The organism is Paraburkholderia sp. MM5384-R2, assembly GCF_014201025.1.
Taxonomy (GTDB): Bacteria; Pseudomonadota; Gammaproteobacteria; order Burkholderiales; family Burkholderiaceae; genus Paraburkholderia; species Paraburkholderia tuberum.
The window spans coordinates 71,105-84,397 of sequence record NZ_JACHDI010000028.1; the positions used below are offsets into that span (position 1 = coordinate 71,105).

Annotated in this window: 10 protein-coding genes and 1 pseudogene; all 11 read right to left on the reverse strand. The window is 61.0% G+C overall.

The features are described 5' to 3' along the window. Window positions 1–36: 36 nt before the first annotated feature. Entirely contained in the window at window positions 37–2,373 is a 2,337-nt protein-coding gene (gene bcsB / locus HDG37_RS31825; protein ID WP_184054597.1) for a cellulose biosynthesis cyclic di-GMP-binding regulatory protein BcsB, read from the reverse strand. Then, entirely contained in the window at window positions 2,370–4,625 is a 2,256-nt protein-coding gene (bcsA, locus tag HDG37_RS31830) for a UDP-forming cellulose synthase catalytic subunit (protein WP_184054599.1), read from the reverse strand. Before bcsA ends, bcsB begins: the two co-directional genes overlap by 4 nt. Window positions 4,626–4,728: 103 nt before the next feature. After that, window positions 4,729–5,151 (reverse strand): BcsR/BcsP family cellulose biosynthesis protein, encoded by a 423-nt coding sequence (gene bcsR, locus HDG37_RS31835; RefSeq protein ID WP_184054600.1) that lies wholly within the window; start codon window positions 5,149–5,151, stop codon window positions 4,729–4,731. Between the two features lie 439 nt (window positions 5,152–5,590). Then, window positions 5,591–5,785, reverse strand: a pseudogene (locus HDG37_RS39720) (hypothetical protein); the annotation flags it as partial. A 91-nt stretch (window positions 5,786–5,876) separates the two neighbouring features. After that, window positions 5,877–7,016 carry a mannitol dehydrogenase family protein gene (locus HDG37_RS31840; protein WP_184054602.1) on the reverse strand — a complete coding sequence of 380 codons (1,140 nt, stop codon included), beginning with the start codon at window positions 7,014–7,016 and terminating at the stop codon, window positions 5,877–5,879. Between the two features lie 25 nt (window positions 7,017–7,041). Then, complete coding sequence (locus HDG37_RS31845) at window positions 7,042–8,052, reverse strand: zinc-binding alcohol dehydrogenase family protein (protein ID WP_184054604.1); 1,011 nt, start codon at window positions 8,050–8,052, stop codon at window positions 7,042–7,044. 113 nt (window positions 8,053–8,165) lie between these two features. Further along, window positions 8,166–8,480, reverse strand: coding sequence for an L-rhamnose mutarotase (locus HDG37_RS31850; protein ID WP_221312202.1), 315 nt, complete (start codon window positions 8,478–8,480; stop codon window positions 8,166–8,168). Between the two features lie 57 nt (window positions 8,481–8,537). Next, window positions 8,538–9,554 (reverse strand): aldo/keto reductase, encoded by a 1,017-nt coding sequence (locus HDG37_RS31855; protein ID WP_184054608.1) that lies wholly within the window; start codon window positions 9,552–9,554, stop codon window positions 8,538–8,540. A 114-nt stretch (window positions 9,555–9,668) separates the two neighbouring features. Further along, a complete protein-coding gene (locus HDG37_RS31860) occupies window positions 9,669–10,613 on the reverse strand; it encodes an ABC transporter substrate-binding protein (protein ID WP_184054610.1) in 945 nt (314 codons plus the stop codon). A 68-nt stretch (window positions 10,614–10,681) separates the two neighbouring features. Then, window positions 10,682–11,710: an ABC transporter permease gene (locus HDG37_RS31865; protein WP_184031637.1), complete on the reverse strand. Its 1,029-nt coding sequence runs from the start codon at window positions 11,708–11,710 to the stop codon at window positions 10,682–10,684. Further along, a complete protein-coding gene (locus HDG37_RS31870; RefSeq protein ID WP_184054636.1) occupies window positions 11,703–13,250 on the reverse strand; it encodes a sugar ABC transporter ATP-binding protein in 1,548 nt (515 codons plus the stop codon). Before HDG37_RS31870 ends, HDG37_RS31865 begins: the two co-directional genes overlap by 8 nt. Between the last annotated feature and the right edge of the window lie 43 nt (window positions 13,251–13,293).

Here is a 13,293-nt window from a genome sequence, read left to right on the forward strand (position 1 = left end):
CGCGCAAGGCGTGCCCGGGAGATGTCAGGCCGTCTTCTAAACATGAGAACCTCTTCGTCCTTCTTCACGTTGCGATGTCTGGGGAATATCCAGGTCTAATCGATTCAGGGCACGCCGGTGCAGAAACACGCCGCCGAGCAAACCTATGAGCACGACGCTGGCGAGCGTCGCCACGAGCAGCAGCAGGATGTGGCTCGCGAAGAACCATTCGAGCGCGAGCCCAGGCGGCAAGGACCCGATGAAATAGCTTTGATCGTTGCTCAGCGTGGTGAGCGTGCCGTCATGCACGACCACGAGGCTGCCGCTGATCTTGTCGTCCGGACGCTTGCTGATGAGGTAGCGGTTGGCTTGCAGCACGTCCACGACAGCGTCGAGACCGTCCGGCGTATTGCCCGATACGACCACCGCGCTGCGGCCGCGAGCCAGCGGCGACTCGAGTCCCGCCAACATGCCGTCATGGTCGTCGCTGCTATACAGTGCGGCGATGGCGGCCTCGCGTTCAGCCTGCGCATGCCCACCCGTCAGCTTTTCCCACCACGCGGCGATCCAGCGGTCCGATGAAGCAACCGGAGCGAAGAAGCCGCGCGGCAGATCATCACGCCATGCTTTGAGCAAGGGCTGGTTATCGCCCGACGCCAGCACGAGCAGGTCCTTGCGACGCAGCGCGTCAACCTGCGCTGGATCGCCCACCGTCACGCCCAGCACCGGATAACCCGTGGTTTGACCCATGCTGCCCATCAGCGTCAGATAAGCGGAATAGTCGCCAGCGACCGGCTGTGCGGGCAGGATCACCGCCGTCCCGGACAGATCGGCCATCCGTGTGAACGGAAAGCCTGCGTCTGCGAAGGCGCGCAGATCCGGCATGGCTGCGTAACGCGGCAGTTGGGAAATGTCGATCGTCGAAGTCGGATCGATGGCGCTCAGGAGCGGGCCGCCGGGCACATCCTCGACGTGGTCTTGCGGCGCCACGGACTCGTAGCGATAGTCGAATTGCAGCGTCGTCAACGGCGGCAGCAGATAGGTCGGAACCCGTATCACCGCATAACCGTCCGACGCGTCGCCTCTCAGCGGCAAGGTCTGCAGGGGCGTGTTGCCGGCCAGCACGCCGAGCTCCGAGCGCGTTGACTCCGGACGGGCCGTATAACGGTAATGCAGGTTCAGCACCGCGCCGCTGTTGTCAAAACCGAACAGACCCGGCGGCAGACGCAGGTCCACATTGATCGCCCCAGGGCGAAAGCCCTGCACCGTCAAGCGGTCCGCCGCTAGCATCTCGCCCAACTGCACCGGGCGGTCGCCCGGCAGCCAGTTGGGTGCGTCATAAGGCTTGCGCGGCACAACGGAAACCGGGGCGTCGATCTTGACCCGAGAGCCCGACAGCGTCTTCGCGCCAAGCACCAGCGCGGTCGCGGCCTCGCGGATCTGCGCGTCGTTGCGGCCCATGACCAGCAGCAGCTTGCCGTTAGCGTCATTGGGGTTGGGCACGATCGCCAGCATCGGCCCTTCCACCGCAGGCAGGGTCAAGCCCGGCACCTCGCCCGGCAGCGCGAGCACCACCGCATGTCCATGGGCGGGTATCGCACCGAGGCTCGCGGAGAAGTGCGCACCGCGATAGCCCGCCTGCGCACCCAGCCACGAGGTCACGATACCGGCCGATTCGAGGCGCTGCGCGCGAGGCGCTTGCGGCAGCACGACGGGCAGGTCCACCCTGCGCACATCGCGCACGTCGAGGAACGGCGCGGGCAGTTGCGACAGGTCACTGGACAGGGTCGCCGGAACCACGGTCAGTTCCAGCGCACTGTCCGGCCCGGGCTTCAGCCACAGGTCGGAACTCAGCGGATTGTTGCCCTGATCGCTCGCCTTGCTATGCGCGATCAACTCGAGGGTGAGCTGGTTGAACCCGGACAGCAACGACACCGGCAGATCCACACTGATATGCGCCGGCGTCCGCGGCGCCGGTTCGGGCAGCGCTACGGTCGCCCCCACCACGCTGTTGAGCAACACCTTGAGATGCGAGAGCGTAGGCAGCAATGTGGACGAGTAACTGTAGTCCAGCACGAGCCGCGCGCTGACCACGCGCTCGTCGCGGCGCAAACCGAAGTCCATGCCCGCATAGGCATCCTCGCCGAGCAAGGTCAATCCCTGCTCCGCGTTTTGCCGCAGCAGCGGGATCCGGTAGGTATACGCGTCGGCCGGCGCCGCCGCGCTGAGTTCCGGGTGCGGGCCTTGCCGCACGGCATCGACCGGGACAGCCGACGCGGGCACCGTCGCGGCCAGCACGTCGCCCGCTCCGAGCAACAGGACCGAACACAACACCGCGCCCAACCGGCGCGCGCTCGTCGAGGAGCGCAAAAGCGACAGGTAGCCGACACTCACGATTGCTTTGTTCCCAAGTCGCTTGCCGGGTCTGCGGACGAACGGCCAAGGCGCTCACGCCCACCCAGGAACAGATGCCGGAACAACTCCCCGAAGCCGCGCATGCCGATGCCGAGCACCTCGAACAGGCTTCGCAGCGGCCTGTCGGGACGATAGCTGCCCCATGAGGCGATCCAGCTGTCGGCGCGCGAAAACGTCGCCCCTATCCAGGCGCGCTCCTGAGCGATCGTCAGGGTCGGAAAACTCACGCCGATGGTGCGTCCGCGGCACACCTGCACCTCGGCCGGGAAAACGTCCTCGTAGTCGTCGCGCAACACCGCCACCGTGATGCGATCGCCGTGCTCCGGCAACGGTGCGCCCTCAGGCAGCACCAGCCCCAGACCACCGTGCGAATAGTCGCTGGTCTGACAGTCGATGCGAGTTCCGTCGGCGTGAATCACGGCGGCCCGCAGTTCGATCTGGACCCGCGGAGCGAGACGCAACTGTCTCGATTCGCTCGCTACGCCCGCGGCCGCGCTGAGGTTCATGATGTTGTAGGTTACCCATACCAGGTTGAACAGAATGCTCGTCGCTTCGGGCCAGCCCGGACTGCGGATCAGACCTGCGACACCCACCATGAATCCGCTCAGATTGACGAGCAGCAGAACGATGTAGGGCCGGGCCATCGCCCAGTCCAGGAAGGACTGACGGATCACCCCGCCCTTGGACGTCACGTTGAAGCCTTTGCTGCCTGGAAAGAGTACGGCTTGCAACGCGGGCAGAATCACGTACCAGGCCAGTACCGTTTCGTAGACTTCACTCCAGAACGAATGTCGGAAACGCCCTTGAATGCGCGAGGCGCCGAGGCTCGAAATGACGAGGTGCGGCACGACATAGGCCAGCACCATCAGCGCGGAAGCATGAAAGACGTGCGCGCCAAAGAACAGATACGCCATCGGTGTGATCAGAAACACGATGCGCGGCAAGCCGAAGAAAAAGTGCATCATCGCGCTCAGGTAACACAGACGCTGAGGCAGTGTTAGCCCCGCGATCAACAGCGGGTTGAAGCGACGGAATATTTCCGCCATGCCTCGTGCCCAGCGTATGCGCTGACCGACGTGACGCCCCAGACTCTCGGTGGCGAGACCCGCTGCCTGAGGGATGGCGAGATAGGCCGTGTTGTAGCCCCTCGTGCTCATCTTGAGCGCGGTGAGCGCATCTTCCGTGACACTTTCCGTCGCCACGCCGCCTACGTCCTCCAGCGCCGAACGCCGCAGCACCGCGCAGGAACCGCAGAAAAAAGCGGCATTCCACAAGTCGTTGCCGTTTTGCAGCACGCCGTAAAACAGGTCACCCTCGTTGGGCACCTTGCGGAAGGTTTCGAGGTTGCGCTCGAACGGATCGGGCGAGTAGAAGACGTGCGGCGTCTGCACCATGGCCATCTTCGGATCTTTCAGGAACCAACCCATGCAGACCTGCAGGAACGAGCGCGTGGTGACGTGATCGCAGTCGAACACTGCGATGTACTCGCCGCTCGTCCTGGAGAGTGCCGCGTTGAGATTGCCTGCTTTGGCATGCGCGTTGTCCGGCCGGGTCAGATAATCCACGCCAGCCTGCTCGCAGAATTGCCGGAATTCGTCACGACGGCCGTCGTCCAGCACATACACGCGCAGCTTGTCGGCAGGCCAGTCGAGCAGCGTGGCGGCCAGCACCGACTGCCGCACGACCTGCAGCGGCTCATTGAACGTGGGAATGTACACATCCACCGTCGGCCATGCCGAGCTATCGGCCGGCAATCGCGCAGGCCGGCGATGCAGAGGCCAGAGCGTCTGAAAGTAGCTGCACAACAGCATGAGCACCGCGTACCCTTCGGCCAGCAGCAGAAGGTAGCCAAAGGTCATGTCGAGCGAGGTGGTAAAGGACAGCGTCTGCGTCAGGCGCCAGTACAGGTAGCGCAAGGACATAAACACCGACAATGCCACCATGGACACCGTGATGATCCTGCCGCGAATGCGGTTCAGCAGAACCGCGACGACCATGCAAAGGATGCCAAACGTCCATTGCTTCGACACGGCCAGATTGACCGTCATGGCAGAAGTGAACAACAGCGCGGCCAATAGCGTCACTGCCAGCCGCAGCCAGTTCGACGCCCATAGCGGTGTCCCCGCTTCCAGAAGTTTGTCGTCCCAACTTCCGGCATCGTCACTCTGGTCCGTGTTGCGCGTTTGCCGCCGCTGCTCCGTCTTGCTCAACCTGCGTTTGATCTGTGCCATGGAAAGGTCTTCTAGCGCGTGAGCCGGTTCGGCACGACGCGCTGGTTCGCGGCCACCGTGGTTTTGACCAGGCCGTCATTGACGGAAAAGACTGTGACTAAGTTCATGACGTCTGACGTTGCGGAACACCTTCTTGAGGCTCACTCCGTTCCCGCAGGCGCGCAAACACGGCGCTCAGAGAGTTTGGCTGTTGAGGAGCGGTGACAGGTTCGGGATTGAACTGAAGGACCGGCTGTTCGGGGGCGGCTTGCAATACCGAAAGAGATCCGGACACGGCAGCGGGGACGGCTGGCGCAATCAGTTGCGGCGGCGCGGCGGGGGCCACTTCAGTCACATCGGTGGGAAGAACGGCTTCAGCCTCGCGAGCCGAGTCGTCCCGGGTCGTGTCCTCTGGCGACGAGGTGGTCTGCATGGACCAACGCCCACGCGAACCTTGCCCCTGCTCTATTCTTTCTATTTCTTGATAATGCGACGGGCTCACGCCCAACATCTGGAAGAGATTCGAAATGTCTGATGCACTGCTCATACGCCATCCCCGTCGAACTGGCCATATTGTTTGTTGCAGACTGCACCGCGTACCGGCCGGGCAATCTGCTGTAATTTTTACTTAGGAATAAAAAAATCATTGCGTCCGCCATAATAATTCCCAAATCGTGAGGCGGCACCGTTGATACACTCGCCCTTTAGAGACCTCTTCAGGAGAGCCGCGCCCAGGGTCTTATTTTTCAGCCAAGGCAACCGAGGGCCCCCGCCGCTGCGGTACGAGCGTGTAAGCGGCGCGTATTGTACAGCGGAACTTAATGCGTGGCCCCAAATAATTCCAATCTAAATATCGGCTATTTCAGAGCAAAGTTAAGCGTTTAAAATGTTAAATATGATCAGTCAAACGTTTGCTTTTTATTGGGCGTCCGATTATTCCTGAATTTGCGCCGGGAATCGGTTTTGAAAAGCGTGCCGTGGTGTTACGGACTGTCGTCGCGCCCGAGCATCCACTTCCAATGCGGGTTGACGTCGAGCAGCAGCCGTGTCGGCACACCGAGCGCGCCCGACAGATGAGCAACCGACGTGCATACGGTAACGACCAGATCGAGATTGCCGACGAGCGCCGCCGACTCGTCGAACGACTTCAGCTCTTTCGTGCAGTCGACACCATCCAGTCCGTCGGACGCCGTGTTACGAGGGCCGACGTCGGAAATGTAACGCGGGACCGGTCGATAATCGCGTCGTACGTCTATCAGGACGTGAAGAACGTCAAGGCAAACGACATGCGACGCGCTCCAGCATCGCTCGTATTCGCAGCGGTCCAGGCTTCACGCCGAGTTTGTCGGCAAGTTGCACGAGCGGCAGAAAACGCCGCTGCAATTTTTCTGTGTGATTCTGCGCGATGTCCGCTATCCGGTGCTCAAGAAACGGATTGAGTAGGCGCTCGCGTAACTCGACGAGATAGGCGAGAGCCTGCTCGCGCTGACCGAGGACGGCAAATGTCGGGAGCACATCTTCCGCCCAGACAGTTTCCAGGTTCGCGCGCAAGATTGGGTCGTTCATTGCCTGATATACGGTCTCGTCAGCCGGCCTGCGGTCCTCCAGCCACCGCTCCGCCAGATAGCTGTGACCGAGATTGAGCAGGAACAGCTTCAGGCGCTCGAAGTGCTGCAGATCGTCAGTCAAAACGATGTTTTCATGAGTGCAGGGTAGAACCAGCCCCGGCTGCTGCTCAATCGCCCAGAGCGCATACGGTTCGGCAACGGCGCCCACCGGTTCGATCGCCTGCGAAACGATGCGGTCGACGAGCGAATTGGCCCATATGCAACGCGTTCGAAGGTAGGTAGTGAACGGCTCCGGCAGCCGCCACTTTACCGCGAGAGTCACGACAAGTTCGCGCAACGTATCGCCGTTATTGACCACGAGTTCGCATGGAAACAGGGAGAGCGGCGCATCAGGGTTTCGTTCCCAACGGGCATGAAGCAACACCAGCAGCTTGGCCGGAAAGCTCTGCGGCACGCGCTCCGGATGATTCACGAGCGTCTCGGTATCTCGGTCATCAAACCGGAATCCCCGGTCTCCCGTATTGGAAACAATCACTTCGACGTGCTCTGCCACGGCGTCTCGCACTTGTGCCCAATGAGACTCGGCGTGCCATGCTGCGCGCACCGCGTTGCCGCTCAGCATCTCGTCCACCAGCACGCCGTGACGCATGCCTCGAACCCGTACCGGATATCGCCCGCCCTCTGCCAGCGCTGCAATACGCTTCTGACTGGACTGGCTGCTGGTGGTCTGCACGACCGTAATGCCACCGAGCGCGGCACCCCGCGTCATGGCTTCCGAAACAAACAGGTCGACATGCGCCTGAAGAAAGCGGCTAGTGCCGAACTGGAGAATTGGCTGGCTCATGGCAAATATCCGATATGCGTCAGAGTCAGCATTCGATGATGGCTTTCACTACACCTGCGGACGGCTCGAGCAGTTTCGAAAATTCGGCAGGAACATCGGCAAGCTTCATCCGGTGCGTGTTGAGTGCCGCATCGGGCACCTGACCGGCACGCATGGCCCTGAGCACAGTTTCGAAATCTTCCGCAGTCGCATTGCGGCTTCCGATCAAGGTGGCTTCGCGCTTGTGGAACTCCGGATCGGAGAAAGTGATCTTGTCTCTCACCACGGAAATCAACACGTATTTCCCGCCGTGCGCAATAAACTCAAAGCCGCGCTCCATGGCAGCCGGATTACCCGTCGCATCGAAGACCACATCGAAGAATTCGCCGCCGGTGAGTTTCGCCAACTCGTCGACGTCGGTATCACCGATTTGCACAGTAGCCGCCACTTCAATTTTCTCAGCGCAGAAGTTGAGACGATCGAGCCGTGTATCGAGCGCCGTCACCGTGGCCCCGCGCAGACGTGAAAAGATCATTGCGGCCATACCGATCGGACCTGCACCGACCACCAGCACGCGCTGTCCCGCCTGAACGTCCGCGCGACGAACGGCGTGCGCGCCAATGGCGAGAAACTCGATCATTGCCGCCTGATCGAGCGTGATTCCTTCAGCCTTGTGAACGAACTGACGCGGCAAACTCAGATACTCCGTCAATGCACCATCACGATGCACGCCCAATACCTGAATGTTCACGCAGCAGTTCGTTTTTCCGTTCCTGCAGGCAATGCACTGACCGCATGACAGGTAGGGCATCACGTAGACCGGGTCGCCGGCGTCCAGGCCGGAATCCGTGTCGGCTTCTTCGACCGTGCCTGACAGTTCGTGTCCCATCACGCGGGGGTAGGCGAGAAATGGCTGATTGCCGGTAAAGATGTGCAGGTCGGTGCCGCATACGCCGACGCGTCGCACGCGTAGCAACACTTCGCCGCGATCGCGCGGTGGCCGTGAGCGCGTCTCAGCGCGTAGTAAGCCGGGAGTTTCACAAATAATAGTGAGCATGAGGTTTCCTTTTTCAGCTACAGAACCCGCGAAGCCATAGTGCGGTTTCGATGCGAGCCCGGTTAATTTGTTTCTTCATGGCGAGGTCAAAGGAGTGCCGTGTCGAGACAACGCTATTCGAGGTAAAAGACCTCTTCCATCTGAGCCCAGTGTTCCGACGGCGCACGACTCGCCAACGGTTTCTGGCACGGGCCGCACAGGCTCCACCAACGTTGTGTTTCCGGGTCGCTCGCAATCTCGGCCATATCGCTTTCATAGTCAGTTCCGACGTATTCCCAGTAACCAAACAACAGGTTCTCGGGCTCCCGCAGGAAAATCGAGTAGCGGGTGACATTCGAGCGTTTCAGGCGATCGAGCACCGTCGGCCACACCTGCGCATGCAAGCGTTTGTATTCGTCGATGTGCTGCGGATCGATACCGATGACCATTCCCATTCGTTGCACTACACTCTCCCTATTAATGGTGATGTGCGTCGATACACAGGCTCACTCGACCACCTCGGGCACAGGTGCGGTGTCCGCGATCAGACCGTCCGACTTCAGTTCCTGCCACAATCCGGCCGGCAGCGCCTGCTCAAACCACGCGACGTTCTGCTGGAGTTGCTCGACACTGCGCGCGCCCACCACGCACGACACAACCGCAGGATGCGCAAGCGGAAACTGCAGTGCCGCGGCGGGTAGCGGAACCTCGAATTCGCGGCAAACCTCAGCCAGCCGGTTGACGCGCGACACGACACCGGCGGGGGCGTCCCCGTAATTGAACTTGCCGTTACCTGCCAGCACGCCAGAATTGAACACACCGCCGACCACGATCGAATTCCCATACCGTACGCAATTGTCGAGAAACGGCGCGAGACAATCCTGCTCGAGAAGGGTATAGCGGCCCGCCAGTAACGTCACGTCGAGCTGTAATTCCTGCATGGCTTCATGCGCGACCTGCCACTCGTTCACGCCGAGGCCGATGGCTTTGACCGCCCCCGCATTGCGCAGCGTGTCGAGCGCGCGGAAACCGCCCCCTTCTGTAAGCTGCTTCCAGAATTCGACGTTTGCATCCCCATGTGTCATTCGACCGATGTCATGCACATACAGCAGATCGATCTGCGCAATACCGAGACGCTGCTGGCTGTCTTCGAAAGACCGCATGACGCCGTCGAAGCTGTAGTCGTAGTGCGGCCGGAAAGGAAGCGGCTCAGCCCAGCCGTCGTCGCCGCATTGAACGGTCGGATCCGGCCGAAGAAGTCTGCCGACTTTCGTACTCAGCACGAACTCGTCGCGTGGCCGCGCTGACAACGCGTTGCCCACGCGGCGTTCCGAAAGCGTGTACCCGTAGAACGGCGCAGTGTCGAAATAGCGCAGACCGAGCGACCATGCTTCGTCCATCAGCGCGTGCGCCTGTTCCGGCGGCATCGCGCGATACAAGCCGCCAAGTTGCGAACATCCCATACCCAGTGCGCTCAGCTGCACCCCGGCACGCGACACCTCACGCAGATCACTTGCTTTCATCAGGAATTCCGTTCCCAGGGAGTCATTGCTGGATGTTCAACGCTTCACAGCGCGTCTTGAGTAGCGCTGGGCTCAAGGGCGGACAACGCCGTCTGGCGTCGTCCGCATCGCGCTTCAATACAAGACATTCTTCGCGGCGGGCTGATCGATGTTGTCCTTCTCGACCATCACGACACCGGTATCCAGTTGCTTCGTAACCGGCTTGTGTTCAATCACATCCACCGCCGTTTTGACACCCTTGTAGCCCATCTGATACGAGCCCTGGACAGCGATGGCCTGGATGGTTCCGTCCTTGATGAAGCCCTGGAGGTCCTGGTTGCCGTCAAAGCCGATCGCGACGACCTTGCCGGCTTTCCCGGACTGCGCCAACGCGCGCCCCATTCCCACAGCAGTCGGTTCATTTGCACCGAAGATGCCCTTCAGATCCGGATTGGCCGACAGCACGTCGGTGGTCTGATTGAGCGCGGTCGCCATCTGCGACTGCGAGTAGAACGGTCCGACAATCTGCAGCTTCGAGTGCTGCGCGAGATACTTCCGGAACCCACCCACGCGGCCAATCTCGGAACCGGCGCCGGCGACGTACGACATCACAGCGACTTTCCCCGTCTGTCCGACACGGTCGATCATCGCTTTCGCGCACAACTCACCGGCCTTGGCGTTATCGGTCGAGAGAAACGACTGGTAATACTGCTTGCCGGAATCGGACACGAGCGAATCGATCAGGACGACCGGAATTTTTGCCTCCCAGGCCTTCTTCATTGCCGGGACCAGTGCGTCGGGATCGGACGGCGCGAGCACGATCGCCGCGACATGCCGGTTCACCGCGTTCTCGACCATATTGACCTCGTCCGCCACGGCCGACTCGGTCGCCGGTCCCTGAAACGTCATCGTGTAGCCGTTCAGCCCTTTCATGCCCTCCGTTGCACCCTTTTGCACGTTCTGCCAATAATTCGAGTTGGCCGTCTTGACGATCACGGCGATCTCTCCGCTCGCCGCATTCGCGTGCGCCGTCACTGCGGTCAAAAGTGCGGCGGCCAATGCCAGATACGTCTTCCTCATGTCTCACTCCTTGGGTTGGTGATTGCACTGCTTTGTTGGACTTCTCGAATGGCTTCATTCGATGTGCTTCATCGACGGTTTCTGACCTGGTCGATCCAGACCGTGCCGAGAATGACCAGTCCGATGATGATTTGCTGGATGAAACTCGATACGCCGTTCATGTTCAGGCCATTGCGCAGCACGCCGATGACGAACGCACCGATGGCCGTACCGGAGATCGTGCCGACACCGCCCATCAGGGACGTCCCGCCAATCACGGCGCTGGCGATCGCATCGAGCTCGTACATGACGCCTTCGTTCGGTTGCGCCGTAACGAGGCGCGACATCAGCACACAACCCGTCAGACCGGCGAGCACGCCGGACAGCACATAGGTAAACAAGGTGACGCGGCGGACATTGACGCCGGAGAGCCGCGCGGCTTCGGCATTCGATCCGACTGCGTAGATGTGGCGGCCAAGCGAGGTGCGCGTCAGCATGATCGACACGGCCACCGCCAGCACGACCATGATGATCACGGGATACGGGATCCCCGGAAATACCGTATCGGGAAACCCGTCTGCCCCGATATGCGAGATGCGGAACAACGCGCCATTTCCGAGTTCGCCGAACGCGTCGCCGAGTCCCGAAACCGGGCGCGCGCCAGTGATCTGAAGCGCGAGACCACGCGCGACCAGCATCATGCCGAGCGTGGCGATAAAAGGCGGCAGACCCATACGCGTGACGCACAGGCCATTCACGAATCCGCACAGGCCGCCCACCACGACGCCGCCGAGCATGCCGAGAGGAATCGGCACGCCAGCCTTGACGAGCAACGCGGCGACCACACCTGACAGCGCGAGTACGGAACCCACGGACAGGTCGATTCCGCCCGTAATGATCACGCAGGTTGCCGCCACGCCGAGATAGGCGATCGACGTCACCTGCAAGGCCACTGTCATGCCATTGTCGACCGAGAAGAAAGCGGAACTGGTCAATGAAAAGACGGCCACCAGCATGATCAGACTGCCGAGCGCGGCAAATTTCTGAATCAGGTCGCGACGCCGGAGCTTCGCGCTGGTGTCGACAGTAGTGGTCTGTTCGGATGTTATTTCAAGCATGATTTCGTCCCGATGCGAAGTGCATGATTTCTTCCTGATTGGTGTGGCGCGTCTCCAGGATCGTGGCGATCCGGCCTTCGTGGAATACCGCGACGCGATCGGACATGCCAAGAATTTCAGGCAATTCCGAACTGATCAGCACAACGCCGATGCCCTGCGCGGCGAGCTGGTCCATCAGCGTGTAGATCGCGTATTTCGCGCCGACATCGATGCCGCGCGTGGGCTCGTCGAAAAACAGAATCTTCGATTCGCGAAACAGCCATTTGCCGATGACAACCTTCTGCTGATTGCCGCCGGACAGGTTGCGCGTGAGTTGATGGACCGTCGGCGTGCGGATGCCGAGCGTTTTGACGTAACGCTGTGCGATGGCCGTTTCTTCGGCGAAACGAATGAAGCCGGCGCGACCCGACACCGCCTCGATATTGGCCAGCGTGATGTTGGTCGCGACCGGCATCTTCAGCGCGAGGCCGTCGCTCTTGCGGTCTTCCGACAGATACGCGATACCGTGGCGAATCGCATCGATAGGCGAGCGGATCGAGACGCGCTCGCTCCCGATATGAATCTCGCCGCCGTCCGGTTGGTCAGCGCCGAAAATCGCCCGTGCCACTTCGGTCCGGCCTGCGCCCATCAAACCGGCGAAGCCGAGAATCTCGCCTCGCCTCAGTTCGAACGAAACCGGCCCAAATGCCGGTGCGCGCGACAGATTGTCGACGCGCAGCAGCACGTCCTGAGTCGGAACCGAGCGGCGCGGCGGGTACGCATCGTTCAGCGCCCGGCCGACCATTCGCGCAACGATTTCATCCATGCTGGTCGCCGCGAAATCGTCGGTTGAAATGTGGTGCCCGTCGCGCAGCACCGTCACGCGGTCGACAATCTGCTTCATTTCATCGAGACGATGAGAGATGTAGACAATGCCGACCCCGCTCTCGCGCAACTCCTTGATGATCCGGAACAGGTGCATGGTTTCGGATTCCGTGAGCGACGAAGTGGGTTCGTCCATGATCAGCACCTGGGCGTCGAGCGAGAGCGCCTTGGCGATTTCGACCATTTGTTGCTGGGCGATCGACAGCGTCCCCACCAGCCTCGTGGGCGGCAACGACAATCCAATGCGGGCGAGCGCGCGCCGGGCGTTCCCATTCAGTCGTGCGCGATCGATGAACGGCCCGCGTTTGGGCTCGCGTGCCAGGTAGATGTTTTCCGCAATCGACAGGTGCGGCACCAGGTTCAGTTCCTGGTGAATGATCGCAATGCCTGCTTCCTGTGCCTCGAGTGAGGACGCGAACCGCCTTTCCATGCCACGAAAAACGATCGTGCCGGCATCCGGCTGGTATTGCCCGCTGACGATTTTCATCAGGGTCGACTTGCCAGCGCCGTTTTCGCCACAAATTGCGTGCACTTCGCCGCGGCGCAATTGGAAGTGCACGTCCTCCAGTGCAACGACACCGGGAAACCGCTTGCCCAGTCCGCTCAGTTTCAATAGCTCCGGGGATTCCTTTAACGCGAAGCCGTCCACCACGCGCGGGGCCAGGTCAGTGCTCAGATCTGTCACACGTGTCTCCTTCTTTTGTGTAGAGGCGCTGCCG